The organism is Cupriavidus sp. Agwp_2 (genome assembly GCF_040784895.1).
Classification (GTDB): domain Bacteria; phylum Pseudomonadota; class Gammaproteobacteria; order Burkholderiales; family Burkholderiaceae; genus Cupriavidus.
The window spans coordinates 2648218-2673214 of sequence record NZ_CP088083.1 but is presented as its reverse complement, the minus strand read 5'-3'; the positions used below and the strand labels follow the sequence as shown (position 1 = coordinate 2673214).

The window sequence follows — 24997 nt, the reverse complement described above, 5'->3', positions numbered from 1 at the left end:
GCGTAAATGCACGGAATTGATAACATTCCGGGGCGGCCTGAGCGCGCTGCACTACAATATTCCGATAGCAACCGGGCGTCGCACCGGTCACGCATTCCTAGAAATTGCCTCCCGTCGCGGGACGGCCAAGCCTCAGGACGGTCAGTCGGGTGATTCCGCAATCCTTTATTCAGGACCTGCTCAACCGTGTCGACATTGTCGATGTGGTGGGCAAGTACGTGCAGTTGAAGAAGGGCGGCGCGAATTTCATGGGGCTGTGCCCCTTCCATAACGAGAAATCGCCGTCTTTCACGGTCTCGCCGACCAAGCAGTTCTACCACTGCTTCGGATGCGGCGCGCATGGCTCGGCCATCGGTTTCCTGATGGAGTACTCCGGCCAGTCCTACCCGGAGGCGGTGCGCGAACTGGCCCAGTCGGTCGGCATGACCGTTCCGGAAGAGCGCGATCGCCTGCCGCCGGGCCAGCGCGCCGAACAGCAGGCCCGCTCGGTGGCGCTGTCCGACGCCATGAGCCGCGCGACCGACTTCTACCGCCGCCAGCTGCGCACCGCGCCGCAGGCGATCCAGTACCTGAAGGGGCGTGGGCTGACCGGCGAGATCGCCGCGCAGTTCGGCCTGGGCTATGCGCCCGATGACTGGCAAGGGCTGGAAACGGTGTTCGGCAGCTATCGCGACGACAATATCGCCGCGCCGCTGGTCGAGGCCGGCCTGCTGATCGAAAGCGACAAGCGTGACCCCGACGGCAAGCCGCGGCGCTACGACCGCTTCCGCGACCGCATCATGTTCCCCATCCGCAACACCAAGGGGGCCGTGATCGGCTTCGGCGGCCGCGTGATGGGGCAGGGCGAGCCAAAGTACCTGAACTCGCCCGAAACTCCGTTGTTCAGCAAGGGCACCGAACTGTACGGCCTGTTCGAGGCGCGCCATGCGATCCGGGAAACCGGCTACGTATTAGTGGTCGAAGGGTATATGGATGTCGTGGCACTGGCCCAGCTCGGTTTTGCCAATGCCGTCGCTACCCTTGGCACGGCGTGCACGCCCGTGCACGTGCAGAAATTGCTGCGCCAGACCGACGCGGTGGTGTTCTCGTTCGATGGCGATGCCGCCGGCCGCCGCGCGGCGCGGCGGGCACTCGAAGCCTGCCTGCCCCACGTGGCCGACAACAAGACCATTCGCTTCCTGTTCCTGCCGGCCGAGCACGACCCCGACAGCTATGTGCGCGAAGAGGGGACCGAGGCCTTTGGCACCCAGGTGCGCAACGCCATGCCGCTGTCGCGCTTCCTGCTGCAATCGGTGACCGAGGAACTGGACCTGCGCCAGCCCGAGGGCCGCGCGCGCGCCCAGTACGAGGCCAAGCCGCTGCTGCAGGCGATGCCCGCCGGCGGCCTGCGGCTACAGATCGTGCGCGAACTTGCCGATGCCACGGGTACGACACCTGCCGAGATTGAAGCCATCTGCGGCCTGCGCAGCGACCCGGCCCGTGTGGGCCGTTTCGAGAAGCCGCGCCCGCGCGCGCGGCGGCAGGCACCGACGGGCCTGGAGCAGCGCGTGATCCAGCTGCTGATGTGCTACCCGGCGCTGTCGGCGCGGCTCGACGACGACGCGCGTGCCTTGCTGCTGGATGGCGAGGGCGGCATGGGCGGGGAGAGCGAAGTGCTTTCGCACCTGGTGTCGGCGTGCGACGGCCTGCAGGGCGAGGTGAATTTCGCGGCATTCAGCGAGCAGCTGGCCCAGTCGCCCTATGCCGAGGTATATGCGGGAGCGCGCACCGCCGTGCTGAAGGAAGAGATCGAAGAGGAGCCTGCCACACACGAGTTCGATGCCGCCATCACCAAGCTGCTGGCCGAACCGTTGCGGCGTGAACTCGACATGCTGCAGGCCGAAGTGGTGGCAGGGACCGCGGATGAGGCGGCCAAGCAACGCATGCGCTGGCTGGTGGGGGAGATCCACCGCCGGCGTCAACTTGGCTGAGGCGTCGCGGCGCAACGGCTATCAACCGGGAGGCAGTATCAGGCGTTGGATGAAGGTCTAGGCCGGCATCGCCGAGCTTAAGCCTTGATTTTTCAGGTGAAAACCTCACCTGACAGGAAGCCGGCTATCCGTGGCGTGCTACAATAGCCGGTTTGGATTGCGAAATCTTTCTTCCCAGTTCTGGTGAAAGTGAGCGTGCCAATGGCAAAGGCCAAAGCAACCGAAAAGGTTACAACGAAGGCTCCCCAATCAGGGAGCGGCAAGGCGTCTGCAAAAACGACGGCGGCGAAGACATCGACCGCGCCAGTCAGGACACCAGCCCGGTCTGCGCCATCCAAGTCAGTGCGTAGCGCGCAAGCGCCCGCCGTGACGACTCCTGCCAGGACTCGCACATCCAAAGAAACACAGGCCTCGACTTCGGCACGCGAGGGCGCCAGTACGAGCGGCAAGGTTGCCGTGTCTGCACCAGTGAAAGGCAAGAGTATCACCGTGGCGAAACAGCAGAATACCGAAGTCGAGAGCAAGCGAGCGGCAGCAGCCGGCGCCAAGAGCGGAGCCGCCAAGGCGGACAGCACCGCGACGGCAACCAAGGCACGCACCGCGACCACTGCATCCGTTGCATCCGAGCGTCCCGCTGCCCCGGCAATCAAGCCGGAGCCGAAAAAGCGCGGCCGCAAGCCCAAGGCCGAGATGCAGCACGACGACAGCACAACAGACGACGTGACTGAAGAGTTTTACGAGAACGACGTGCGCGCCGCGACGCCCGCTGCCGCGCCGAAGACCGAAAAGCAGAAGGCCAAGGACCGCAAGGCCAAGGAAAAGGCACTGCTCAAGGAGTTCGCCTCGACCCAGCAGGGGACCGAAGAGGAGCTCGAGCTGCGTCGCCAGAAGCTCAAGGCGCTGATCAAGCTCGGCAAGTCGCGCGGCTACCTGACCTATGCGGAAATCAACGATCACCTGCCGGACGACATGGTCGATTCGGAAACGATCGACACGCTGGTCGCCACGCTGAACGACATCGGCATCGCTGTCTACGAACAGGCGCCGGATGCCGAGACGCTGCTGCTCAACGACAACGCGCCCTCGGCCACCAGCGAGGAAGAAGCCGAGGAAGAGGCCGAGGCGGCCCTGTCCACGGTGGACTCCGAGTTCGGCCGCACCACCGACCCGGTGCGCATGTACATGCGTGAAATGGGCACGGTCGAGCTGCTGACCCGCGAAGGCGAGATCGAGATTGCCAAGCGCATCGAAGCCGGCCTGAAGGACATGGTGATGGCGATCTCGGCGTGCCCGGTCACCATCTCCGAGATCCTGGCCCATGCCGAGCGCGTGGCCAACGACGAGATCAAGATCGACGAGTTCGTCGATGGCCTGATCGATCCGAACGCCGACGAAGCACCGGAAGCGCCCTCGGCCCCGGCTGCAGCGTCCGACGACGAGGACATCGAGTCCGACGACGACGAGGAAGCCGACGAGGAAGAAGACGACGAAGGCGATGCCGGCGCCGGCGCTTCCGCGCGCCAGCTGGAAGAGCTGAAGCAGAACGCGCTGGAAAAATTCCGCGTGATCGCCGAGCAGTTCGACAAGATGCGCCGTGCCTTCGAGAAGGAGGGCTACAAGTCCAAGCCTTACGTCAAGGCACAGGAAGCCATCCAGGCCGAGCTGATGAGCATCCGCTTCACCGCCCGCAACGTCGAGCGCCTGTGCGACACGCTGCGCGGCCAGGTGGATGAAGTGCGCAAGCTCGAGCGCTCGATCCTGAATATCGTGGTCGACAAGTGCGGCATGCCGCGCTCTGAATTCGTCGCCCGCTTCCCGGGCAACGAGACCAACCTTGACTGGATCAGCACCGTGGTGGCCGACGGCAAGGCCTACAGCGGCATCGTCGAGCGCAACGTGCCGGCCGTGCATGAGCTGCAGCAGAAGCTGATCGACCTGCAGTCGCGCGTGGTGCTGCCGCTGAAGGAACTGAAGGGCGTCAACCGCAAGATGGCCGAAGGCGAGCGTCGTGCCCGCGAAGCCAAGCGCGAGATGACCGAGGCCAACCTGCGCCTGGTGATTTCGATCGCCAAGAAGTACACCAACCGCGGCCTGCAGTTCCTCGACCTGATCCAGGAAGGCAACATCGGCCTGATGAAGGCGGTGGACAAGTTCGAATACCGCCGCGGCTACAAGTTCTCGACGTACGCCACGTGGTGGATCCGCCAGGCCATCACGCGCTCGATCGCCGACCAGGCACGCACCATCCGTATTCCGGTGCACATGATCGAGACGATCAACAAGATGAACCGCATCTCGCGCCAGATCCTGCAGGAAACCGGCAACGAACCGGACCCGGCAACGCTGGCCGAGAAGATGGAGATGCCGGAAGACAAGATCCGCAAGATCATGAAGATCGCCAAGGAACCGATCTCCATGGAAACGCCGATCGGTGACGACGACGATTCCCATCTGGGCGACTTCATCGAGGACACCAACACGCTGGCCCCGGCCGAAGCGGCGCTGCACGGCTCCATGCGCGACGTCGTCAAGGACGTGCTGGACTCGCTGACGCCGCGTGAAGCCAAGGTGCTGCGCATGCGCTTCGGCATCGAAATGAGCACCGACCACACGCTGGAAGAGGTCGGCAAGCAGTTCGACGTCACGCGTGAACGGATCCGCCAGATCGAGGCCAAGGCACTGCGCAAGCTGCGCCACCCGAGCCGCTCCGACAAGCTGAAGAGTTTCCTGGAAGGCAACTAAACGCTTCCAAGGGCCTCTAGCTCATGCCTGGTTAGAGCAGCGGACTCATAATCCGTTGGTGCCGTGTTCGACTCACGGGAGGCCCACCAATGCTGTCAAAAAAGGGGTTACGGTGAATGCCGTAACCCCTTTTGCGTTGTCGCGTTTGCTTTGCCGCGTGCGTTTCCGGCGGCAGCGCACCGCTCGTCGAGGTGAACGGCGCGATCCCTGGGGGAACCTCGGCCCGCCTAACGATGGACTAAGGTATTCGGAGGCGACTTGTTCGCTGCCGTTCGCAACCGTTCAACCCGACGAGGAGTCAGATCCATGCCTTATATCGACGGATTCTTGCTGGCCGTGCCGCAGGCCAATCGCGAAACCTATCGCCAGGTGGCGCAGAAAGCCGCTGCGGTGTTCAAGGAGCACGGCGCGCTGAAGGTGGTGGAATGCTGGGGCGATGACGTGCCGGAAGGAAAGGTTACGTCCTTCACCATGGCGGTCAAGCGCAAGGATGACGAAGCGGTGGTGTTTTCCTGGATCTTGTGGCCGTCGCGCGAAAAACGCGACACCGGCATGAAGGCAGCAATGGAAGACCCGCGCCTGAAGGAAGGGATGGACCCGATGCCGTTCGATGGCCAGCGGATGATCTACGGCGGCTTCGAGGTGATTGTCGACGCCTAGGCCGCCGATTGACGCAGGGCCAGCAAACACCGCGCCGGCGTGGCGGCGCGGTGCCGGGCAAATTCAGATCAGATTAGGTGGAAGACCATGCTGAGGGCGATCGCGCCGCCAACGGTTTCCACTGCTGCGAGGGCAAGAAGGTTCTTCAGTACGAATGCGTCTTCTTTTTTCGTCACCATGGTCTGTCTCCCGGTTATTGGAATCGTCTTGGTGCTCCATCGACTGCGGCGTTACGCCGCGTTGGCTGTGCCCTGTCAATGTGATACCAGTAGACCGCATGCGCGGCGGGACGGGAAGCTGGCGGAAACCCGCTCGGAGAAAACCCCGATTCCAGGGCCGGAAGGCGCGAGTGATGATTGACAGGCTTTACAGGCAGCGTCAGGCGCGCCGCCGCCGGCGCTAGGTTGCCGACCGCTCAAAAACCCGCATTTGGGTGATGTGGGCCGCGGCGCGATCAGCCAAGATCACTGCGTGGGTAATCGGAAGGTTGCCCCGCTACCACTTAAGCCCCGCTGCCCTCCCCGGCACGCGGGGCTTTTTCCATTGCGAAGCGGCTGGCGTTCGCGATTCAATGCAGGCACAAGCCGCCCCCGATGAGGAGGCGAGACAAGAACCGGAGACAGCGATGAAGGTGATCACCGCACGCGAAGCAGCCGCCCTGGTGCGGGATGGCTGGACCTTGGCCAGCGCGGGGTTTGTCGGCGCCGGCCATGCCGAGGCCGTGACCGAGGCGCTGGAGCAGCGCTTCCTGCAAAGCGGCCTGCCGCGCGACCTGACGCTGGTGTATTCGGCCGGGCAGGGCGACCGCGGCGCGCGCGGCGTGAACCACTTCGGCAATGCCGGCATGACCGCCAGCATCGTCGGCGGCCACTGGCGCTCGGCCACGCGGCTGGCGACGCTGGCAATGGCGGAGCAATTCCAGGGCTACAACCTGCCGCAGGGCGTGCTGACGCACCTGTATCGCGCCATCGCCGGCGGCAAGCCCGGTGTGATGACCAAGATCGGACTGCACACGTTTGTCGATCCGCGCACCGGCCAGGACCCGCGCTACCACGGCGGCGCGGTCAACGAGCGCGCGCGCCAGGCGCTGGCCGAGGGCAAGGCGTGCTGGGTCGAGGCGGTCGACTTCCGCGGCGACGAATACCTGTTCTATCCCAGCTTCCCGATCCACTGCGCGCTGATCCGCTGCACCGCGGCCGATGCGCGCGGCAACCTGAGCACGCACCGGGAAGCCTTCCACCACGAGTTGCTGGCGATGGCGCAGGCCGCGCACAACTCGGGCGGCATCGTGATCGCGCAGGTGGAAAGCCTGGTCGATCATCACGAGAACCTGCACGCCATCCACGTGCCCGGCATCCTGGTGGATTACGTGGTGGTCTGCGACAACCCCGCCAACCACCAGATGACGTTTGCCGAGGCCTTCAATCCGGCCTACGTCACGCCGTGGCAGGGCGAGGCCGCTGCTGCCGCCGTGGAAGCGGCGGAAGCGGCGGAAGCGGCTTTGGTGCCGGCCGTCGGCGGGGCGCTCGACGCGCGCACCATCGTCCAGCGCCGTGCGGCGATGGAGCTGGCCCGGCGCGCGCCGCGCGTGGTCAACCTCGGCGTCGGCATGCCGGCGGCGGTCGGCGCGCTGGCGCACGAGGCCGGGCTGGGTGGCTTTACGCTCACGGTGGAGGCAGGCCCGATCGGCGGCACGCCGGCCGACGGGCTCAGCTTCGGCGCCTCGGCCTATCCGGAAGCGGTGGTCGACCAGCCGGCGCAGTTCGACTTCTACGAGGGCGGCGGCATCGACCTGGCCATCCTCGGGCTGGCCGAGCTCGATGGCCACGGCAACGTCAATGTCAGCAAGTTCGGTGAAGGCGAGGGCGCTCTGATCGCGGGCGTGGGCGGCTTTATCAACATCACGCAGAGCGCGCGTGCCGTGGTCTTCATGGGCACGCTTACGGCGGGCGGGCTGGAAGTCCGCGCCGGCGATGGCCAGCTGCAGATCGTGCGCGAAGGCCGCGTCAAGAAGATCGTGCCGGCGGTCTCGCACCTGAGCTTCAACGGCCCGTACGTGGCATCGCTGGGCATCGCGGTGCTGTACATCACCGAGCGCGCGGTGTTCGAGATGCGCGCGGGCGATGATGGCGAGCCGCGCCTCACGCTGGTCGAAATCGCGCCCGGCGTTGACCTGCAACGCGACGTGCTTGACCAGTGCGCCACGCCGGTGGCAGTGGCGCCGGACCTGCGCCAGATGGATGCGCGGCTGTTCCTGGCCGACACCATGCGCCTGTAGTTGCGCCTGTAATGCGCTTGTAGTTGCCTGTAATTCCGCATGAGCGCGGACTACAGGAAACGGGGAAGGTGATCCAGGATCACGGCATGCGCGTCGATTGAATCACCTGGTGCCGCTGCGCGGCCGTTCGCTGGAAAGCTCAATCAGGCCGGCTGCTGCACAGGCTGGGCCGGCTGGCCAATCGGCAGTGCCGGCACGGGCAGGGCGGCAGCCAGGCCCAGAAACTGGCTTGAAGTGCGCAGGAACTGCTGGCAGGTCTGGCGGAATTGCTCGAAGTCCATAATGGTCTCGGTGGTCGGAGGGTGGCGTCCGCGTGGCCGGTCGGGGCTGGCCTTGTCCATGGCGCCGCCGGCATCATCCATCGCCGATGTGACAGTTTCTTGAAAACCGCCCGGCCAGGCCGCGCACTGTCGCGGCGCTCGCACGCCCGCGCCAAGCTGGTCACTGTGCTGGCAGAAATGCTAAAATCTAAGTCTTTGATTCTCTTGGCCAAAAGCTGCAAGCTCTCTTTAAGCGGCATGGCCGCGCCGGCGCCCCTCCGGTGCCAGCCGAGAACCAGGGCGAGATGAGTTCCAGACGCGTATCCGTTTGTGCCGGGTTCGCCTCCCGCCAGACACCGATACCCATGACCACTACGACCGCACCAGAACCCACCACCGCAGGGCAGACCGCGGTGCAAACCTTCGAAAGCTTTGGCCTGGACGCGCGCATCCTGCGTGCCTTGTCCGACCAGGGCTATACCACGCCCACGCCGATCCAGGCGCAGGCCATTCCCGTCGTGCTGCTCGGCAAGGACGTGATGGGCGCCGCGCAAACCGGCACCGGCAAGACCGCCGGCTTCGCGCTGCCGATCATCCAGCGCCTGCTGCCGCTGGCCAACGCCAGCGCCTCGCCGGCACGCCACCCGGTGCGCGCGCTGATGCTGACGCCCACGCGTGAACTGGCCGACCAGGTCTACGACAACGTTGCCCGCTACGCCCAGCACACCGACCTGCGCAGCACGGTGGTGTTCGGCGGTGTCGACATGAACCCGCAGACCGACGCGTTGCGCCGCGGTGTCGAGATCCTGGTGGCCACGCCCGGCCGCCTGCTCGACCACGTGCAGCAGAAGTCGGTGAACCTGTCGCAAGTGCAGATGCTGGTGCTGGACGAAGCCGACCGCATGCTCGACATGGGCTTCCTGCCAGACCTGCAGCGCATCATCAACCTGCTGCCGGCGCAGCGCCAGACGCTGTTGTTCTCGGCAACGTTCTCGGCGGAAATCAAGCGGCTGGCCGCCAGCTACCTGAAGCAGCCGGTCACGATCGAGGTGGCGCGCAGCAACTCGACCAACGAGAACGTGCGCCAGATGGTGTACCAGGTCGAAGATGGCCACAAGCAGGCGGCGGTGGTGCACCTGCTCAAGCAGCGTGCCGACCAGGGCCTGTCCCGCCAGTGCATCGTCTTCGTCAACAGCAAGATCGGCTGCTCGCGCCTGGCACGGCACCTGGAGCGCGAGGGCATCAATGCCTCCGCGATCCACGGCGACAAGACCCAGACCGAGCGCATGCAGACGCTGGACGGCTTCAAGAGCGGCACCATCGACGCGCTGGTCGCCACCGACGTGGCGGCGCGCGGGCTCGATATCCCCGACATGCCGTGCGTGATCAACTTCGACGTGCCGTACAGCGCCGAGGACTACGTGCACCGTATCGGCCGTACCGGCCGCGCGGGTGCCAGCGGCGATGCACTGTCGATCTACGTGCCTGGCAATGACGAGCGCCTGCTGTCCGATATCGAAAAGCTGATCAAGCGCAGCATCCCGCGCGGCAAGCTGGAAGGCTTTGACCCGACCGGCGAGAAGTCGCGCCAGGACGAAGCCGAGCGCCGCCGCCAGCGCGGCGACCTGCGCCGCGCGCGCGGCAACGGCGAAGGAGAGGAGCGCCCGCGCCGCCACGAGCACAGCGGCAGCCGCCAGGTGTTCCGTCCTTCCGACGATCCGTTCTTCTCGCGTCCGTACGAGCCCAGCGCCAGCAGCTCGCAGGTGAAGCCGTCGGAGGAAATCGCCGCCGCGCTGAGCCGTGGCCGCCAGGCTCCCAAGCGTCCGGTGGCGGCGCTGCTGGGCGGCGTGCCGCGCAAGTCCTGATCCGGCGGCCCGCCTGAGCGGGCCTGATGCGGCCTGCGGCTCAGGCTCAGGCTCAGGCTGCTGACATTCGCTGGCGCCAGTCCTCCGTGGCGTGCGCCAGCCAGTCCTGTACATTCCCTTCGTTGTTCGCCAGTCCCAGGTGTATGCCGGCCTGGCGCAGCGCCTCCAGCGGCGCGCCGGTGTCGATCGCCTGTGCGCCGCTCTGCTTGCTCAGCTTTTCCCCGTTCTCGTTGACCACCACCGGCACATGCAGGTAGCTCGGCGTGGGCAGGCCCAGCAGTTGCTGCAGGTGGATCTGGCGCGGCGTGGAGTCGAGCAGGTCGGCCCCGCGCACGATATGCGTGATGCCCTGCAGCCCGTCATCCACCACCACCGCCAGCTGGTAGGCCCATAGCCCGTCGGCACGGCGCAGCACGAAGTCGCCCAGCTCGGTTTCCAGGTCCTGGCACTGACGGCCCTGCCAGCGGTCGTGGAAGCAGATCGTGGCGGCCGGCCCATCCGGCACGCGCACGCGCCAGGCGCGCGGCAGCTTGCCGTTCAGGCCGTGGCGGCAAGTGCCGGGGTAGCCTAGCGTCTGGTGCCGCTCCCGCACGTGCACAAGCGAATCGGCGATTTCCTTGCGCGAGCAGCCGCAGGGGTAGAGCTGCCCGGCGGCGTCGAGCTGGCGCAGCGCTTCGGCGTAATGCACCTCGCGCCGGCTCTGCCACACCGGCGGCTCGTCCGGCGCCATGCCCAGGCGCTCCAGCGTCTGCAGGATGTCTTCGTCGGCGCCGCGCACGCAGCGCGGCATGTCGATGTCCTCGATGCGCACCAGCCACTGGCCGCCGTGCGCGCGCGCATCCAGCCAGCTGGCCAGCGCGGTGACCAGCGAGCCCATATGCAGCGGGCCGGTCGGCGAGGGGGCAAAGCGGCCGCGGTAGCCGGCCGCCGAGGCAAACATTGCAGCCGTCACTGCCATGCGGAGGCCCTCAGCCGGCGAAATCGGGTTGCTGCAGCAGCGCCTGCGCCAGTCGCGGGTCTTCCAGCTTGCCGGCCCACCACTGCAGCGCCTTGCCCCGGTTGCTGGTGCGCCAGGCCACCTTGAAGTTGCCCGGGGCGCGCACCTCGACGGTCTCGCGTACCTGCAGCACGCCGCTTTCGATATGCGGCTGCGCCATCGGCGCCGGCAGCCAGCCGCAGCCGAGGCCCCGGATCTGCGCTTCCATCTTGTCGCGCATGGTCGGCACCACCAGCACGTCCTGGCCGGCCAGCACGCCGTGGGTGCGCGCGGGCAGGTTGCGCGAGGTATCGCCCACCGCGACGATGCGGTGCCTGGCGATCTGAATGGTGGTGAGCGGGCCTTCCTCGGTCGCCAGCGGGTGGTGCGCCGCCACCGCGAACACGAACGGCACGGTGCCCAGCGGCCGGATCTGGAAGCCTTGCGTGCTCGGCGCATCGTAGGCGCCACCGATTACCAGGTCGGCGCGGTTGCTGACCAGCGCGTCCCAGGCACCGCCCAGCACTTCCTTGGCAAAGCGCAGCCGCGTGGCGGTGTTCTCGGCATAGAAGTCATGGATCACCGGCATCAGCGCGCGGAAATTGATCAGGTCGTCGACCACGATGGTCAGCGTGGCTTCCCAGCCGGTGGCCAGCCGCTTGACGCGGCGTGCCAGGTCGTCGGCGGCGTGCAGCAGGTGGCGGCCTTCGTCTAGCAGCGCGCGCCCGGCCGGGGTCAGTTCGGCGCGGTGGCGGCGCCGGTCGAACAGCAGCACGTCAAGGTCTTCTTCCAGCTTGCGCACCACGTAGGTCAGCGCGGAAGGCACCTTGCCCATCTCGTGGGCGGCGGCGGCGAAGCTGCCCTTGCGTTCGATGGCGTCCAGGACTTCAAGGGATTCGAGTGAGAGTGGCATATTCAGAAATTCTGAATGAGTGCTTCTAAGGCGGTCCCCGTAAATATACGCTCCACGGCCTAAACTTCCTAGCATCAACAACGAAACACATGCCGCCAAACGGTTGCAAGCAGTTCCGGTGCCGGTGGCGACACGGAAACAGGCCAAGGAGGGCCATCAAAATGATTGAAATCAGAAAGTCTGCAGAGCGCGGTTATGCGGATCACGGCTGGCTGAAGTCCTATCATTCCTTCTCGTTTGCCGACTACTACGATCCGCAGCATGTGCAGTTCGGGCCGCTGCGCGTGATCAACGAGGACCGCGTCGCGCCGGGCATGGGCTTCGGCACGCATGGCCACCGCGACATGGAGATCATCAGCTACGTGCTCGAAGGCGAGTTGGCGCACAAGGACAGCATGGGTAACGGCAGCGTGATCCGCCCCGGCGACGTGCAGCGCATGAGCGCCGGCACGGGTGTGCGGCACTCGGAGTACAACCACGCAGCGCACGACACCACGCATTTCCTGCAGATCTGGATCATGCCGGCGCAGAACGGCATCGAGCCGGGCTACGAGGAAAAGCACTTCGAGCCGGCTGACAAGCGGGGCAAGCTGCGCCTGGTGGCCAGCCAGGACGGCGCCGACGGTTCGGTAGTGGTGCACCAGGACGTGCGTCTGTACGCCGGGCTGTTCGACGGCGAAGAGGCGGCCACGCTGGCCCTCGCGCCGGGACGCCGCGCCTATGTCCATGTAGCGCGTGGCCGTGTGCTCGTCAACGGCAAGGCGCTGGAAGCGGGCGATGCGGCCAGGCTGGAGTCGGTCGGCGAGGTCGCGCTGTCTGGTGGCGATGACGCCGAGGTGCTGGTGTTCGACCTGCCCTGACCAACACCACGCCAATTTGATCCGGAAAATCTTGCCCGCCCACCGGCGGGCTTTTGCTTTTTGTGTCGCAACGGGTAGGGTCAGGTACCGCTGTGCTATCTTCTCGCTATGCATTGCGCCTGCACCGGCACATCGGGCAGGCGCGCCCCTTGGAACACCCGTACCAAGATGACCTTTGTTTCTATTCTCCTAGCGCTGATCGCCGAGCAATTCCGCGCCCTGGGCCGCAACAACCCGATCTACGAGATCGTGCGCGCACTGGGCGACCGCGCCGAGCACGCCTTCGACACCGGCCGCCCCCGCGATGCCGCGCTGGCCTGGTTCACCGTCGTACTGCCGCTGACGCTGGCCGTGGTCGTGGTGCATTACCTGCTGGCTTCGATCAGCGTGGCGCTGACGCTCGCCTGGAACGTGCTGGTGCTGTACATGACGCTGGGCTTCCGCCAGTTCAGCCACTACTTCACCGACATCCACGAGGCACTGAACCGCGACGACGTCCATACCGCGCGCACGCTGCTGCATGAGTGGACCGGTATCGACACGGTCGAGATGCCGGTCACCGAGATCGTGCGGCACACGCTGGAAGCGGCGATCATCGCCGTACACCGGCATGTGTTCGGCGTGTTCTTCTGGTTCCTGGTGCCGATCGGTCCCGGCGGCGTGGTGCTGTATCGCGTCGCGGAATACCTCGGCCGCCACTGGAACGAGCCGTCGACCGAACGCAGCCCCGCGCTGGGCCGCTTCGCCGCGCGCGCGTTCTACCTGCTCGACTGGATCCCCTCGCGCCTGACCGCGATCGGCTTTGCCATCGTCGGCAATTTCGAGGATGCGGTGTACGCGTGGCGCAACCATGCGCGCAAGTGGAACGATGCGGTCAACGGCATCCTGCTTGCCAGCGGCGGCGGGGCACTGGGCGTGCGCCTGGGCACGCCGCTGGCCGAGGACGACTCTACCGTGGTGCTGCGCGCCAGCGTGGTCGGCCCGGCGATCGACTACGCGCCAGGCATGGAAGAAGACAACGGTCCTGAGCCATCGGCGCCGGAATTCGGTGCCGAGCCGGGCGTGCGCACGCTGCAGTCCGCCGTTGGCCTGGTATGGCGCGCGGTGGTGCTGTGGATGCTGCTGCTCGCCATGCTGTCGCTGGCGCTCTGGGTGGGCTGATACCTGCGTATGTGAAAGCGGCCGCTGGCGTTAGTCGCGCGCCGCGCCACAACGCCAGCAGGCGCCGAATTGCGCCTCATGCCATTCGTGGCAATGCCGGCATTGCCAGCTTGGACCCGGTACCGGGTTGGCCGCCGCATTGAGCGCGGCCCACGCCTGCGCCTCCATCTCGTCATCGACCAGCCAGACCTGCGGCGCGCTTTCCCGGAACGGAATTTCACCGGTGGCGCCGCCCAGCCAGGTATTGCGCAGTTCCGCCCGGATGCCGGCCGCCCGCAGGACGTTCTGGCAATGGGCGGCGTGGACGAGAGAGGTGGCTGACAGTAGCAGTTTCATGGCGGCGCACCGGTTACCCAGGTGCACTTACCTTACCACGGTGCCAGTAGCGATTCAGCACCGGCTCACCACGGCTTCTGCTGGCTGGATTCGTGCAGCAACTGCGCGTAGAGCTGGTGGCGGCGCTCGGCAATCTCGCCCGATGCCACCGCGGCGAGCACGCCGCAGCCGGGTTCGTTGGTGTGATGGCAGTTGTAGAAGCGGCACTCGGTCAGGCGTGGCCGGAACTCCGGGAAAGCGCGTTCCAGCATGCCTTCGCTCAGGTGGTACAGGCCGAATTCCTGGAAGCCGGGCGAATCGATCAGCGCGCCCAGGCGGCCGTCGACCGTGCCCCAGTCCGCCGGCAGGTGGTACAGCCGCGTGAACGTGGTGGTGTGCTTGCCGGAATCGAGCTTGGCCGAGATCTCGCGCGTCTGCGCGTCCACCCCGGGGATCAGCAGGTTCAGCAGCGATGACTTGCCCATGCCCGACTGGCCGATCAGGATGCTGGACAGCCCCGCCAGCCGCGGCTGCAGCGCATCCAGCGCCTGCTCCGGATTGGCGCGCACCGACAGCTCCAGCGTGTCGTAGCCCAGTTCGCCGTACAGCGCCAGGCGGCGGCGCGCCTCGTCCAGCCGATCGGGCAGGTCGGTCTTGTTGAGCACGATCAGCGGCCGGATATCGAGCGCCTCGGCCGACACCAGCGCGCGGCCCAGCAGGTCTTCGGAGAAGCCCGGCTCGGTCGCCAGCACGATGATGACCTGGTCGATATTGGCCGCCAGCAGCTTGGACTTGAACTGGTCCGAGCGATGCAGCAGGTTCTTGCGCGGCGAGACCCTGGTGATCACGCACTGGTCCGCGGCGGCGCGCTCGACGCCGACGTGGTCGCCCACGGCGCTGTCGCTCTTCTTGCCGCGCGGGAAGGCATGCATGCGCGTGCCGTCGGCCAGTTCGACCACGTAGTGGCGGCCGTGCGCGGCGATGATCAGCGCGGGTTCGGTGCTTGTGCCGGTATTGGCGCCGCCGGCAGTGCGGTGTCGCGTGGTGCGGCTCATGCGTGCGCCAGCAACCGGTCGATCCGCTGCGCGGCGGGCGGATGCGAGTAGTAGAAGGCGCTGTAGAGCGGGTCGGGCGTGAGCGTCGAGGCGTTGTCCTTGTACAGCTTCACGAGTGCCGACACCAGGTGGCCGGCATTGGTCTGGTCGGCGGCGAAGGCGTCGGCCTCGAATTCATGGCGGCGCGACGACTGGCTCGACAGCGGGCCGAGCAGGAAGGTGAACACCGGCAGCGTCAGGAAGAACAGCACCAGCGCCAGCGCGTGGTTGGATACGCCCAGGTTGGGCGCCACGCCCAGGCCGGTATAGAACCACGTGCGGGTGGCCAGCCAGCCCAGCAGCGCCAGGAACACCAGGCTCAGTGCAAAGGTGACGACGATGCGCTTGGCCACGTGGCGGCGCTTGAAGTGGCCGAGTTCGTGCGCCAGCACCGCCTCGATCTCGTCGCCCGACAGGCGTGCCAGCAGCGTGTCGAAGAAGACGATGCGCTTGGCCGCGCCGAAGCCGGTGAAGTAGGCATTGCCGTGCGCGCTGCGCTTGCTCCCGTCCATCACGAACAGGCCCTTGCTGGCAAAGCCGCAGCGCTGCATCAGGCCCTCGATGCGCTGGCGCAGCGATTCGTCGTTGAGCGGCTCGAACTTGTTGAACAGCGGCGCGATAAAGGTGGGGAACACCACCAGCAGGAACAGGTTGAAACCCATCCACACCAGCCACGTCCACAGCCACCACAGCGAGCCGGCGCCCTCCATCAGCCACAGCACCGCCAGCAGCAGCGGCAGGCCCAGCACGCTCGCGACCGCCAGCATCTTGACCATATCGGCCAGCCACAGGCCGAAGGTCATCTTGTTGAAGCCGAAGCGCTCCTCGATGCCGAACTGGCCGTAGAGCGAGAAGGGCAGGTCGACCAGCCCGCCGATCACCGCCACGCTGGCCACCAGCGCCACGCCATATGCATAGCCGGGGCCGAAGGTTTCCAGCCAGAGCTGGTTGAGCCACTGCAGCCCGCCCAGCATGGTGAAGCCGATCAGCACCGCGGCGCCGGCCAGCACCTCGAGCATCGACAGCCGGGTGCGGGCGATGGTGTAGTCGGCCGCTTTCTGGTGCGAGGCGAGGGTGATGGTGTCGGCAAAGCGCGCCGGCACCGCGTTGCGATGCTGTGCCACATGGCGCACCTGGCGCGCGGCCAGCCAGAGCTTGGTCAGCACCATCAGCACCAGCGCGGCGAGGAAGACAATCGTGAACATCGGCAAGAGCCTTGGGACGGATATGCGAGAATTATAAGTTGTTCGCGTCCGCCTCCGCCGCGGCCGCCTTTCTGAAATCCTTTTTCCGCAGTCCCGATGACAACCCACGCCACCGCCAAATCCGTCAAAAGCGAAAACAACCTGATCTGGCTGGACATGGAAATGACCGGCTTGCAGCCGGATACCGACCGCATCATCGAGGTGGCGGTCGTCATTACCGACTCCGAACTCAACATCCTGGCCGAAGGCCCGGTGCTGGTGATCCACCAGAGCGATGCCGTGCTCGACGGCATGGACAACTGGAACAAGGGCACCCACGGCCGCTCCGGCCTGATCGACAAGGTCAAGGCGTCCACGCTGACCGAGGAACAGGCCGAGGCCGAACTGCTGGCCTTCCTCAAGCGCTGGGTGCCCGCAAACAAGTCGCCTATGTGCGGCAACTCGATCTGCCAGGACCGCCGCTTCATGGCACGCTACATGCCCAAGCTGGAGGCGTTCTTCCACTACCGCAACCTGGACGTGTCCACGCTCAAGGAACTGTGCAAGCGCTGGGAGCCGGTCATCCACAAGGGCTTCGTCAAGCGCCAGCTGCACACGGCGCTGGCCGACATCCTGGAGTCGGTGGAAGAGCTGCGCTACTACCGCACGCACTTTATCCGTCACACGCCGCCGGGCGCCCCGGCTGCCGATACTCCGGCTGCTGACACCCCGGCTGCCGACACGCCCGCGCAATAAGCCGGGTTCCCGGCCTCCGATAACAACAACCAACCACCACCGACGGGGCGCGCGCTGACCGGGACACCCTCCCGGGCACTTCCCGTCGAGCCTGCTATGTTCGAGCGCATCGTTTCCATCATCACGCCGGTCATCCTGATCATCCTGGTCGGGTGGCTGTACGGGCGCAAGGCCCATCCGGACATGGCCGGCATCAACCGCGCCACGCTCGATGTGATCGCGCCGCTGCTGGTGGTGTCGGCCTTCGTCAGCAAGGAGTTCGTGCTGGCCGACCAACTGGTGCTGCTGGTCTGCGCGGTGGCGGTGGTGCTGGGTTCCGGCGTGCTGGCGTGGGGGGCGGCGCGGCTGCTCAAGGTCGATCCGCGCACCTTCGTGCCGCCGATGATGTTCAACAACTGCGGGAACATGGGTTTGCCGCTGTCGGTCTTTGCCTTTGGCCACGCCGGGCTGGCGCCGGCGGTGGCGCTGTTCGCGGCGTCAAACCTGATGCACTTCACCCTCGGCCTGAAGATCGTCAACCGGCATGCGTCGATGGCGCAGATCGCGCGTAACCCGATGGTGCTGGCCACGGTGGCCGGCGTCGGGCTGTCGCTGGCGCGTCCCTGGTTCACGTTGCCGGACCCGGTCTACCAGTCCATCAAGCTGCTGGGCGATGCCACCGTGCCGCTGATGCTGTTCGCGCTGGGCGTGCGGATGAAGGACGTGAGCCTGCGCAACTGGGGCATGGGGGTGGTGGGCGCGGCGGCATGCCCGCTGACGGGGATCGCGGTGGCGCTGGTGCTGGCGCAGTGGGTGCCGTTGACGGAACTGCAGCGCGGGCTGCTGTTCGTATTCGCAGCGCTGCCGCCGGCGGTGCTGAATTTCCTGATTGCCGACCATTTCCGGCAGGAGCCCGACCAGGTGGCGTCGATCGTGCTGCTCGGCAACATTGCCGCGGTGGTGTTCGTGCCGGTGGGGTTGTACCTGGGATTGCGCTGAAGCGCAGGAGAGGGCTGCCGCCGGCAGGCGCCGGCGGCAGCATCCTTGACTTACGCCGCGGGCTTGGCGCGCACCGCGTTCTTCGGCCGCCAGGCCTTTACCACGGCCTCGTCGGTTTCCATGTAAGGGCCGCCGATCAGGTCGATGCAATACGGCACCGCAGCAAAGATGCCTTGCACGACCGGCTTGCCGTCGGCATCGCGCAAGCCTTCCAGCGTCTCGCGGATGGCGCGCGGCTGGCCGGGCAGGTTGACGATCAGCGCGGCGCGGCTGGCGGTCTCGCGGATCACCGCCACCTGGCGCGACAGGATCGCGGTCGGCACGAAGTGCAGGCTCACTTGCCGCATCTGCTCGCCGAAGCCCGGCATTTCCTTGGTGGCCACCGCCAGCGTGGCCTCCGGCGTGACATCGCGCCGCGCCGGCCCGGTGCCGCCGGTGGTCAGCACCAGGTCGCAGCCAGCCACGTCCACCAGCTCGATCAGCGTACGCGAGATCTGCGCCTGCTCATCGGGAATCAGCCGCTCCACCGCCTGCCACGGCGAGGTCAGCGTGCGCCCAAACCACTCGCGCAGCGCCGGGATGCCTTCGTCCTGGTAGGTGCCGGCCGAGGCGCGGTCCGAGATCGAGACGAAGCCGACGACGAGTTCGTCGGGATGGTTGCGGGACACCGGCTGCGTGGACTGCGTGGTCTGGGTCATGCCTCGGGCTCCGGGGAAGGGGCTGCGTCGCTGGATGCAGCGCCGTCCTTGGCGTCGAGCGCTGCCTTGATGGCCTGGAACAGTTCGCGGAAGTAGCGCGGCGGCCTGGCCTGCTCCTTCTCCTTGCGTGCGTTGCGGATGATATTGCGCAGCGACTGGACGTCGGCGACCGGGTGCTCGCCGAGAAACCGCGTCAGCGCCGCGTCATCGGCGAGCAGCAGCTCGCGCCAGCGTTCGATCAGGTGCATGCGCGCGGTTTCGGCCTTGCTGGTGCCCTTGAAGCCTTCCAGCGCCGCGCGGATCGCCTCGACCTCGTCGTCGTCGAGGCCGCGCATGACCTTGCCCACGAACTGCATCTGGCGGCGCTTGCCTTCATGGCTGGTGATGCGGCGCGCCTGGTGGATGGCGTCGGCCAGCGCTTCGGGCATGGGCACGCGCGCCAGCCGGTCCTTGGCCAGGCTTTCCAGCTCGGCGCCAAGATCCTGCAGGGCGGTCATGTCGCGCTTGCGCTGCGACTTGCTTTTTGGTTCGTCGTCTTCGGGCTCCGGCGAGAATGCGCCGGGGAAGCGCGAGCCTTGGGAATTACGGGAATTTCGCGTCATGACCGGCATTTTATCTTGCTATGATTGCCCCTTGGACTTTTGATGACCCCCAGGCACGGATCCCACATGGACCAGATCGCAGAACAGACCGCGCATTTCACCTACACCCAGGCCCAGCTCAGCGAGATGGCCGCCGATGTGCTGCGTGTGGCACGCGAGCTGGGCGCGACGGACGCTGCCACGGAGATCTCCGAAGGCAGCGGCCTGTCCGTATCGGTGCGCAAGGGGCAGGTGGAAACCATCGAGCAGAACCGCGACAAGGTGGTCGGCGTCACGGTGATGATCGGCAAGCGCCGCGGCAACGCCAGCACCTCGGACTTCTCGCCGGCCGCGCTGCGCGCCACCGCCGAGGCGGCCTACAACATCGCCCGCTTCACCGCGGAAGACGAGTGCGCGGGCCTGGCCGAGGAACAACTGCTGGAGCGCTCGCCGCAGGACCTGGACCTGTTCCATCCCTGGGCCATCGATGCCGAGGCCGCCATCGATATCGCCACCCGCGCTGAGGCCGCCGCCTTCGCGGTGTCGCCGCGCATCCGCAACAGCGACGGTGCCAGCGTGTCGGCGCAGCATTCGCAGTTCGTGCTGGCAACCACGCGTGGTTTCTCGGGCGGCTATCCGTATTCGCGCCATTTCATCTCGTGCGCGCCGATCGCCGGCAGCGGCAGTGGCATGCAGCGCGATGACTGGTACTCGTCCAAGCGCTCGCCGCTGGCACTGGCCAACCCCGAGGACATCGGCCGCTATGCCGCCGAGCGCGCGCTGGCGCGGCTGCAGTCGCGCAAGCTGTCCACGCGCCGCTGCCCGGTGCTGTTCGAGGCGCCGCTGGCCGCCGGCCTGCTCGGCGCCTTCGTGCAGGCGGTGTCGGGCGGCGCGCTGTACCGCAAGTCCACCTTCCTGTGCGATACGCTGGGCAAGGCCGTGTTCGCGCCGCACGTGCAGATCCACGAGCAGCCGCACACCCCGGGCGCGATGGGCAGCGCCCCGTTCGATGAGGAAGGCGTGCGCACGCGCGAGCGCGACGTAGTCCTCGACGGCGTGGTGCAGGGCTACTTCCTGTCGACGTATTCGGCGCGCAAGCTCGGCATGCAGACCACCGGCAACGCCGGCGGCTCGCACAACCTGACGCTGCACAGCAACCTGACCGAGCCCGGCGACGACTTCCCGGCGATGCTGCGCAAGCTCGGCACCGGCCTGCTGGTGACCGAGCTGATGGGGCAGGGCGTCAACTACGTGACCGGCGATTATTCGCGCGGCGCCTCGGGCTACTGGGTCGAGAACGGCGTGATCCAGTACCCGGTGGAGGAAATCACCATCGCCGGCAATATGGCCGAAATGTTCCAGCAGATCGTCGCCATCGGCGCCGATTCGCTGATCCGCGGCACCAAGGAAACCGGCTCGATCCTGATCGAGCAGATGACCATCGCCGGCAACTGATCAGAGACTGACAGATGCGCGAGCCGCCTTCGGGCGGCTCGTTTTCGTTTATGCCACGAACTACGCCACGAATTATGCGAGGAACATGCGGTAAGCCGCGTTGTCGCTGACTTCCTGCCACGGATAGCCCAGCGTGGCCAGCCGCTCGCGGAACGCCTGCGCCTGGCCGTCGGCCACCTGGATGCCGGCCAGCACCGAGCCCGTATCGCCGCCCTGGTTCCGGTAGTGGAACAGGCTGATGTTCCAGTCCGGCGCCAGCGCCGACAGGAAGGCCATCAATGCTCCCGGCTTCTCGGGGAATTCAAAGCGGAACAAGCGCTCGCCGCGCGCCAGCGGCGAGCGGCCGCCGATCATATGCCGGACATGTTCCTTGGCCACCTCGTCGGCGGTCAGGTCGATTGACGGGAAGCCATCGGCGTGCAGCGTGTCCAGGATCTCTGCCGCCTCGCCGGGTGCGCGCAGCTGCATGCCGACAAAGACGTGCGCGGTCTTCGCATCGGCAATGCGGTAGGTGAATTCGCTGATCTGCCGGTCGCCCATCCGATCTCCCAAATGGGCGCACAAGCGCCGGAACGCGCCGCAGGTCTCGGGCAGCGTCACGCCGAACATGGCTTCGCGCGCATTGCCGAGCTCGGCGCGGTCCGCGACAAAACGCATGCGCTCGAAGTTGATATTGGCGCCGGAGGTGACCGCCACCAGTGTCTGGTTGCGCAGGCCCTCGCGCGCCGCATACTGCTTGGCCGCGGCTACCGCCAGCGCGCCGGCGGGCTCCAGCACGCTGCGGGTGTCCTCGAAGACATCCTTGATCGCCGCGCACAGCGCGTCGGTATCGACGGTGACGATCTCGTCCAGGTAGCGGCGGCACAGCCGGAAGGTCTCTTCGCCGACCAGCTTGACCGCGGTGCCGTCCGAAAACAGTCCCACTTCCTCCAGTTCGACGCGCCGTCCCGCGCGGACCGATTGCGCCATCGCGCATGAGTCTTCGGTCTGCACGCCGATGACCTTGATCTCCGGCCGCACCGCCTTGACGTAGGTGGCCACGCCCGCGGCGAGGCTGCCGCCGCCGATCGGCACGAAGATCGCGTGGATGGGGCCGCGGTGCGTGTTGAGGATTTCCGCCGCCACCGTGCCCTGGCCCGCTATGACATCGGGGTCGTCGAATGCCGGGATAAAGGTCAATCCTTGTTCCGCCTGCAGTTGCATCGCGTGGCGGTAGGCATCTGTATAGGAGTCGCCGGCCTGCACCACCTCGACAGTCGGACCGCCGTGCGCACGCGCCGCATCGACCTTGACCTGCGGCGCCGTGGTCGGCACTACGATCAGCGCGCGCACGCCGAGGCGCGCCGCGGACAGCGCCACGCCTTGCGCATGATTGCCCGCCGAGGCGGTGATGACGCCGCGCCGCAGTGCCTCGGGGCTCAGGTGTGCCATCTTGTTGTAGGCGCCGCGCAGCTTGAAGGAGAACACCGGCTGGGTGTCTTCGCGCTTGAGGTAGACCTGGTTGTGCAGCCGCGCGGACAGGTGCCTGGCAAAGTCCAGTTCGGTCTCGCGCGCCACATCGTAGACGCGCGCGGTCAGAATGCGCTTCAGGTAGTCGTGCTGGTCGGACGCGGCTGAGGTGGCGACTTCGGTGGCGACTTGGGTGGCGACTTCGGCGGTGGCTTCGGCAGTGGCCTGCATGGGGTGGCTCCGGGATTCGTTGTCGATTGCCCTGGAGCCGGAAAACAAAACACCCGCCTGCAGGGCGGGTGTTTGCGGAAAACTGGTTCTGGACGCGCGCTAACCCACCATTCGGAGAATGGTGCGAATAATTCGCGCGATGGGGAAGCGACGGCGGTCCATGGGCCAGACTTTGGGCGATGCGGCGGGATTTGTCAATGCCGCCGGCATCGGCTCAAGACTCTTCCGAAGGCGGCCGATCGTAGGTGACAAACGCATAGTCGAAGCCGTTGGCCTCGGAATGATGCGTCTCGCGCGCGGTTTCCAGCCATTGCGTGCGGTCGATGGGCGGGAAGAAGGCGTCGCCTTCCACGTCGGCATCGATCTCGGTCACGACCAGACGGTCGGCGCAAGGCATCGCCTCGGCATATAGCTGCGCGCCGCCGATCAGGAAGATCTGGTCGACGCCCACGCACAAGCGCTGCGCGTCTTCCAGCGACGTTGCTACCTCTGCGCCTTCGATGCGCAGGTCCGGATTGCGGCTGACCACGATATTGCGCCGGCCGGGCAGCGGGCGGCCGATCGAGTCCCAGGTCTTGCGGCCCATGATCACCGGCGCGCCCATGGTGGTGCGCTTGAAATGCGCGAGGTCTTCCGGCAGGCGCCATGGCAGCGTGTTGTCGCGGCCGATGGTGCCGTTGCGGGCCTTCGCGACAACCAGGGTCAGGATCGTCATACGGCCACCGGTGCCTTGATGGCGGCGTGCGACTGGTAGCCGTCCAGCTGGAAGTCTTCGTAGCGGTAGTCGAAGATGCTGTCGGGCTTGCGCAGGATCTTCAGCTGCGGCAGCGGCAGCGGCTCGCGCGCCAGCTGGGTCTGCACCTGCTCGAAGTGATTGTTGTAGATATGGCAGTCGCCGCCGGTCCAGATGAAGTCGCCCACTTCCAGCCCGGCCTGCTGCGCGATCATGTGCGTCAGCAGCGCATAGCTGGCGATATTGAACGGCACGCCAAGGAAGATGTCAGCGCTGCGCTGGTACAGCTGGCACGACAGCTTGCCGTCGGCCACGTAGAACTGGAAGAACGCGTGGCAGGGCGGCAGCTTCATGCGTGGGATATCGGCCACGTTCCAGGCCGACACGATCAGCCGGCGCGAGTCCGGGTTGGCGCGGATCTGCGCCATCAGGTCGGTGATCTGGTCTATATGGCGGCCGTCCGGCGCGGGCCACGAGCGCCACTGCGAGCCGTACACCGGGCCCAGTTCGCCATTCTCGTCGGCCCATTCGTCCCAGATGCTGACGCCGTTTTCCTGTAGCCAGCGCACGTTGGTCGAGCCCTGCAGGAACCACAGCAGTTCGAGGATGATGGACTTCAGGTGGAGCTTCTTGGTGGTGACCACCGGAAAGCCTTCGCGCAGGTCGAAGCGCATCTGGTAGCCGAACACCGAGCGCGTGCCGGTGCCGGTGCGGTCGGCCTTGTCGGTGCCATGCTGGTACACATGGCGCATGAAGTCGAGATACTGTTTCATCGGCGCGGGGCAGGGGATGTGACGCGGGCGCTGGACCCGCAAAGCAGGCATTTTAAAGCAAGAAGGGCCGCCCCCTCGGGCAGCCCTTCTCGCAGGTGGTCCAGGGCTCGCGGCCCTGGCGCGGCGGCAAGCCTTAGTGGCTGCCGGCCGGCTCTTGCTGCACGCGGCGCTTCTGCACCAGGTAGCCGCCACCGAGTACGCCGCCGATGATCAGCACATACAGGCCCCAGTTGACCACCGGGTTGGCCTCGAAGAAGGCCTTGACCAGCGGCTCGTGCACGATCATCTTGACCGCGGTGAACGCCAGCACGCCCGCGCCCACGTAGATGATGGCCGGGAAGCGGGACATCAGCTTGAGCACCAGGCTCGAGCCCCACACCACGATGGGGATGCTGATCAGCAGGCCCAGCACCACCAGCAGGAAGCTGCCGTGCGCGGCGCCGGCCACGGCCAGCACGTTGTCAACGCCCATCACCGCGTCGGCGATGATGATGGTCTTCATCGCGCCCCACAGGGTCGCGGCGCCCGAGCCGTGCCCTTCTTCGCCGCTTTCGTCGGAGAGCAGCTTGTAGGCGATCCAAACCAGCGCCAGGCCACCGACCAGCAGCAGCCCGGGGATCTTCAGCAGCCAGACCACGCCGATCGTCATGGCCGAACGCACCACCACGGCACCGATGGTGCCCCAGATGATGGCCTTCTTTTGCAGGTGCGGGGGCAGGTTGCGTGCCGCCAGTGCGATCACGATGGCATTGTCGCCGGCCAGCACCAGGTCAATGACGACGATCGACAGCAGGGCCGTCAGGAACTGCATCGTGAACAGATCGGTAAACCACTCCATGAACTCTCCTCAGGGTACATAACAGCGCTAATGCGCACGTCTAACGTTGGTTCGCCTGGATTCGCGGAGCACGGGAGCGTGGGGGCGCCTTTGCAAACCATGAAGTCCAGGTTGCAAAGGTCTTGCTCGACCACAGGCGCGGTATGCGCGCCGGCGGTCAGCACAACCGGGGACGTGGATCCCGGAATGACGATTGTGCTAAGGGCTTCAGGCCCCGGAGCTACTCC

The 24997-nt window shown here is 66.4% G+C and carries 23 protein-coding genes and 1 tRNA gene; 11 read left to right on the top strand and 13 right to left on the bottom strand.

Features of this window, described 5'->3' with window-relative positions; genetic code table 11:
* The first annotated feature begins 149 nt into the window (after positions 1-149).
* On the top strand, positions 150-1970 hold the full coding sequence (gene dnaG / locus LPA45_RS12555) for a DNA primase (RefSeq protein ID WP_317924159.1): 1821 nt from the start codon (positions 150-152) through the stop codon (positions 1968-1970).
* Between the two features lie 92 nt (positions 1971-2062).
* Here dnaG and LPA45_RS12550 read toward each other — a convergent pair whose 3' ends face one another.
* Complete coding sequence (locus LPA45_RS12550; RefSeq protein ID WP_063241761.1) at positions 2063-2419, bottom strand: hypothetical protein; 357 nt, start codon at positions 2417-2419, stop codon at positions 2063-2065.
* A 19-nt stretch (positions 2420-2438) separates the two neighbouring features.
* On the opposite strand from LPA45_RS12550, the gene rpoD reads away from it, so the two are divergent.
* The 4 genes from rpoD (at position 2439) to LPA45_RS12530 (ending at position 7650) form a co-directional block, all read left to right on the top strand.
* Positions 2439-4712, top strand: a complete 2274-nt coding sequence (gene rpoD, locus LPA45_RS12545) for an RNA polymerase sigma factor RpoD (protein ID WP_317924161.1) — start codon at positions 2439-2441, stop codon at positions 4710-4712.
* A 10-nt stretch (positions 4713-4722) separates the two neighbouring features.
* A tRNA-Ile gene (locus LPA45_RS12540) sits at positions 4723-4801 on the top strand.
* A 217-nt stretch (positions 4802-5018) separates the two neighbouring features.
* Complete coding sequence (locus LPA45_RS12535; protein ID WP_116320873.1) at positions 5019-5372, top strand: DUF1428 domain-containing protein; 354 nt, start codon at positions 5019-5021, stop codon at positions 5370-5372.
* A 625-nt stretch (positions 5373-5997) separates the two neighbouring features.
* The gene (locus LPA45_RS12530; protein ID WP_317924163.1) at positions 5998-7650 is read left to right on the top strand and encodes an acyl CoA:acetate/3-ketoacid CoA transferase; all 1653 of its coding nucleotides are present in this window, start codon (positions 5998-6000) and stop codon (positions 7648-7650) included.
* Positions 7651-7793: 143 nt separating this feature from the next.
* Here the strand turns inward: LPA45_RS12530 and LPA45_RS12525 are convergent, their stop codons facing one another.
* Positions 7794-7991 carry a hypothetical protein gene (locus LPA45_RS12525; protein WP_147316222.1) on the bottom strand — a complete coding sequence of 66 codons (198 nt, stop codon included), beginning with the start codon at positions 7989-7991 and terminating at the stop codon, positions 7794-7796.
* A gap of 284 nt (positions 7992-8275) precedes the next feature.
* Here LPA45_RS12525 and LPA45_RS12520 point away from each other — a divergent pair, with 284 nt between their 5' ends.
* On the top strand, positions 8276-9775 hold the full coding sequence (locus LPA45_RS12520; RefSeq protein WP_199414626.1) for a DEAD/DEAH box helicase: 1500 nt from the start codon (positions 8276-8278) through the stop codon (positions 9773-9775).
* 52 nt (positions 9776-9827) lie between these two features.
* On the opposite strand, the gene gluQRS is transcribed toward LPA45_RS12520, so the two are convergent.
* Positions 9828-10733: a tRNA glutamyl-Q(34) synthetase GluQRS gene (gluQRS, locus tag LPA45_RS12515; protein WP_317924165.1), complete on the bottom strand. Its 906-nt coding sequence runs from the start codon at positions 10731-10733 to the stop codon at positions 9828-9830.
* A gap of 10 nt (positions 10734-10743) precedes the next feature.
* The gene (locus LPA45_RS12510) at positions 10744-11664 is read right to left on the bottom strand and encodes a LysR family transcriptional regulator (RefSeq protein WP_317924166.1); all 921 of its coding nucleotides are present in this window, start codon (positions 11662-11664) and stop codon (positions 10744-10746) included.
* A gap of 161 nt (positions 11665-11825) precedes the next feature.
* Between LPA45_RS12510 and LPA45_RS12505 the strand changes: the two genes are divergently transcribed.
* A complete protein-coding gene (locus LPA45_RS12505) occupies positions 11826-12524 on the top strand; it encodes a pirin family protein (RefSeq protein ID WP_317924167.1) in 699 nt (232 codons plus the stop codon).
* Between the two features lie 168 nt (positions 12525-12692).
* Positions 12693-13685 (top strand): CobD/CbiB family protein, encoded by a 993-nt coding sequence (locus LPA45_RS12500; protein ID WP_116320879.1) that lies wholly within the window; start codon positions 12693-12695, stop codon positions 13683-13685.
* A gap of 30 nt (positions 13686-13715) precedes the next feature.
* On the opposite strand, the gene LPA45_RS12495 is transcribed toward LPA45_RS12500, so the two are convergent.
* The 3 genes from LPA45_RS12495 to LPA45_RS12485 all read right to left on the bottom strand — a co-directional run bounded on the left by LPA45_RS12495 (position 13716) and on the right by LPA45_RS12485 (position 16299).
* Positions 13716-14021: a putative signal transducing protein gene (locus LPA45_RS12495; protein ID WP_116320880.1), complete on the bottom strand. Its 306-nt coding sequence runs from the start codon at positions 14019-14021 to the stop codon at positions 13716-13718.
* Between the two features lie 65 nt (positions 14022-14086).
* Positions 14087-15055, bottom strand: a complete 969-nt coding sequence (gene rsgA, locus LPA45_RS12490) for a ribosome small subunit-dependent GTPase A (RefSeq protein ID WP_116320881.1) — start codon at positions 15053-15055, stop codon at positions 14087-14089.
* Positions 15052-16299 carry a M48 family metallopeptidase gene (locus LPA45_RS12485; RefSeq protein WP_116320882.1) on the bottom strand — a complete coding sequence of 416 codons (1248 nt, stop codon included), beginning with the start codon at positions 16297-16299 and terminating at the stop codon, positions 15052-15054. The genes rsgA and LPA45_RS12485 overlap by 4 nt, the downstream gene beginning before the upstream one ends.
* 96 nt (positions 16300-16395) lie before the next feature.
* On the opposite strand from LPA45_RS12485, the gene orn reads away from it, so the two are divergent.
* Both orn and LPA45_RS12475 read left to right on the top strand, forming a co-directional pair.
* Positions 16396-17034: an oligoribonuclease gene (orn, locus tag LPA45_RS12480; protein ID WP_116320883.1), complete on the top strand. Its 639-nt coding sequence runs from the start codon at positions 16396-16398 to the stop codon at positions 17032-17034.
* A 96-nt stretch (positions 17035-17130) separates the two neighbouring features.
* Positions 17131-18012, top strand: coding sequence for an AEC family transporter (locus tag LPA45_RS12475; RefSeq protein WP_116320884.1), 882 nt, complete (start codon positions 17131-17133; stop codon positions 18010-18012).
* A gap of 50 nt (positions 18013-18062) precedes the next feature.
* Here LPA45_RS12475 and mog read toward each other — a convergent pair whose 3' ends face one another.
* Both mog and yjgA read right to left on the bottom strand, forming a co-directional pair.
* Positions 18063-18710, bottom strand: coding sequence for a molybdopterin adenylyltransferase (mog, locus tag LPA45_RS12470; RefSeq protein ID WP_116320885.1), 648 nt, complete (start codon positions 18708-18710; stop codon positions 18063-18065).
* Positions 18707-19321: a ribosome biogenesis factor YjgA gene (gene yjgA / locus LPA45_RS12465; RefSeq protein WP_116320886.1), complete on the bottom strand. Its 615-nt coding sequence runs from the start codon at positions 19319-19321 to the stop codon at positions 18707-18709. Before yjgA ends, mog begins: the two co-directional genes overlap by 4 nt.
* Positions 19322-19378: 57 nt before the next feature.
* Here yjgA and pmbA point away from each other — a divergent pair, with 57 nt between their 5' ends.
* A complete protein-coding gene (pmbA, locus tag LPA45_RS12460; RefSeq protein ID WP_116320887.1) occupies positions 19379-20746 on the top strand; it encodes a metalloprotease PmbA in 1368 nt (455 codons plus the stop codon).
* A gap of 72 nt (positions 20747-20818) precedes the next feature.
* On the opposite strand, the gene ilvA is transcribed toward pmbA, so the two are convergent.
* The 4 genes from ilvA to LPA45_RS12440 all read right to left on the bottom strand — a co-directional run bounded on the left by ilvA (position 20819) and on the right by LPA45_RS12440 (position 24770).
* Entirely contained in the window at positions 20819-22426 is a 1608-nt protein-coding gene (gene ilvA / locus LPA45_RS12455) for a threonine ammonia-lyase, biosynthetic (protein ID WP_367394577.1), read from the bottom strand.
* Between the two features lie 214 nt (positions 22427-22640).
* Entirely contained in the window at positions 22641-23141 is a 501-nt protein-coding gene (locus LPA45_RS12450) for a dihydrofolate reductase (RefSeq protein ID WP_116320889.1), read from the bottom strand.
* A complete protein-coding gene (locus tag LPA45_RS12445; RefSeq protein WP_116320890.1) occupies positions 23138-23932 on the bottom strand; it encodes a thymidylate synthase in 795 nt (264 codons plus the stop codon). Before LPA45_RS12445 ends, LPA45_RS12450 begins: the two co-directional genes overlap by 4 nt.
* A 133-nt stretch (positions 23933-24065) precedes the next feature.
* Positions 24066-24770 carry a TerC family protein gene (locus LPA45_RS12440; RefSeq protein ID WP_116320891.1) on the bottom strand — a complete coding sequence of 235 codons (705 nt, stop codon included), beginning with the start codon at positions 24768-24770 and terminating at the stop codon, positions 24066-24068.
* Positions 24771-24997 lie beyond the last annotated feature (227 nt).

Excerpts from the sequence above, each read along its gene's own strand:
- LPA45_RS12535 (WP_116320873.1), top strand. The coding sequence starts at position 5,019 with ATGCCTTATATCGACGGATTCTTGCTGGCCGTGCCGCAGGCCAATCGC.
- LPA45_RS12530 (WP_317924163.1), top strand. The coding sequence starts at position 5,998 with ATGAAGGTGATCACCGCACGCGAAGCAGCCGCCCTGGTGCGGGATGGC.
- LPA45_RS12525 (WP_147316222.1), bottom strand. The coding sequence starts at position 7,991 with ATGGACAAGGCCAGCCCCGACCGGCCACGCGGACGCCACCCTCCGACC.
- LPA45_RS12520 (WP_199414626.1), top strand. The coding sequence starts at position 8,276 with ATGACCACTACGACCGCACCAGAACCCACCACCGCAGGGCAGACCGCG.
- gluQRS (WP_317924165.1), bottom strand. The coding sequence starts at position 10,733 with ATGGCAGTGACGGCTGCAATGTTTGCCTCGGCGGCCGGCTACCGCGGC.
- LPA45_RS12510 (WP_317924166.1), bottom strand. The coding sequence starts at position 11,664 with ATGCCACTCTCACTCGAATCCCTTGAAGTCCTGGACGCCATCGAACGC.
- LPA45_RS12505 (WP_317924167.1), top strand. The coding sequence starts at position 11,826 with ATGATTGAAATCAGAAAGTCTGCAGAGCGCGGTTATGCGGATCACGGC.
- LPA45_RS12500 (WP_116320879.1), top strand. The coding sequence starts at position 12,693 with ATGACCTTTGTTTCTATTCTCCTAGCGCTGATCGCCGAGCAATTCCGC.
- LPA45_RS12495 (WP_116320880.1), bottom strand. The coding sequence starts at position 14,021 with ATGAAACTGCTACTGTCAGCCACCTCTCTCGTCCACGCCGCCCATTGC.
- rsgA (WP_116320881.1), bottom strand. The coding sequence starts at position 15,055 with ATGAGCCGCACCACGCGACACCGCACTGCCGGCGGCGCCAATACCGGC.
- LPA45_RS12485 (WP_116320882.1), bottom strand. The coding sequence starts at position 16,299 with ATGTTCACGATTGTCTTCCTCGCCGCGCTGGTGCTGATGGTGCTGACC.
- orn (WP_116320883.1), top strand. The coding sequence starts at position 16,396 with ATGACAACCCACGCCACCGCCAAATCCGTCAAAAGCGAAAACAACCTG.
- LPA45_RS12475 (WP_116320884.1), top strand. The coding sequence starts at position 17,131 with ATGTTCGAGCGCATCGTTTCCATCATCACGCCGGTCATCCTGATCATC.
- mog (WP_116320885.1), bottom strand. The coding sequence starts at position 18,710 with ATGACCCAGACCACGCAGTCCACGCAGCCGGTGTCCCGCAACCATCCC.
- yjgA (WP_116320886.1), bottom strand. The coding sequence starts at position 19,321 with ATGCCGGTCATGACGCGAAATTCCCGTAATTCCCAAGGCTCGCGCTTC.
- pmbA (WP_116320887.1), top strand. The coding sequence starts at position 19,379 with ATGGACCAGATCGCAGAACAGACCGCGCATTTCACCTACACCCAGGCC.
- ilvA (WP_367394577.1), bottom strand. The coding sequence starts at position 22,426 with ATGCAGGCCACTGCCGAAGCCACCGCCGAAGTCGCCACCCAAGTCGCC.
- LPA45_RS12450 (WP_116320889.1), bottom strand. The coding sequence starts at position 23,141 with ATGACGATCCTGACCCTGGTTGTCGCGAAGGCCCGCAACGGCACCATC.
- LPA45_RS12445 (WP_116320890.1), bottom strand. The coding sequence starts at position 23,932 with ATGAAACAGTATCTCGACTTCATGCGCCATGTGTACCAGCATGGCACC.
- LPA45_RS12440 (WP_116320891.1), bottom strand. The coding sequence starts at position 24,770 with ATGGAGTGGTTTACCGATCTGTTCACGATGCAGTTCCTGACGGCCCTG.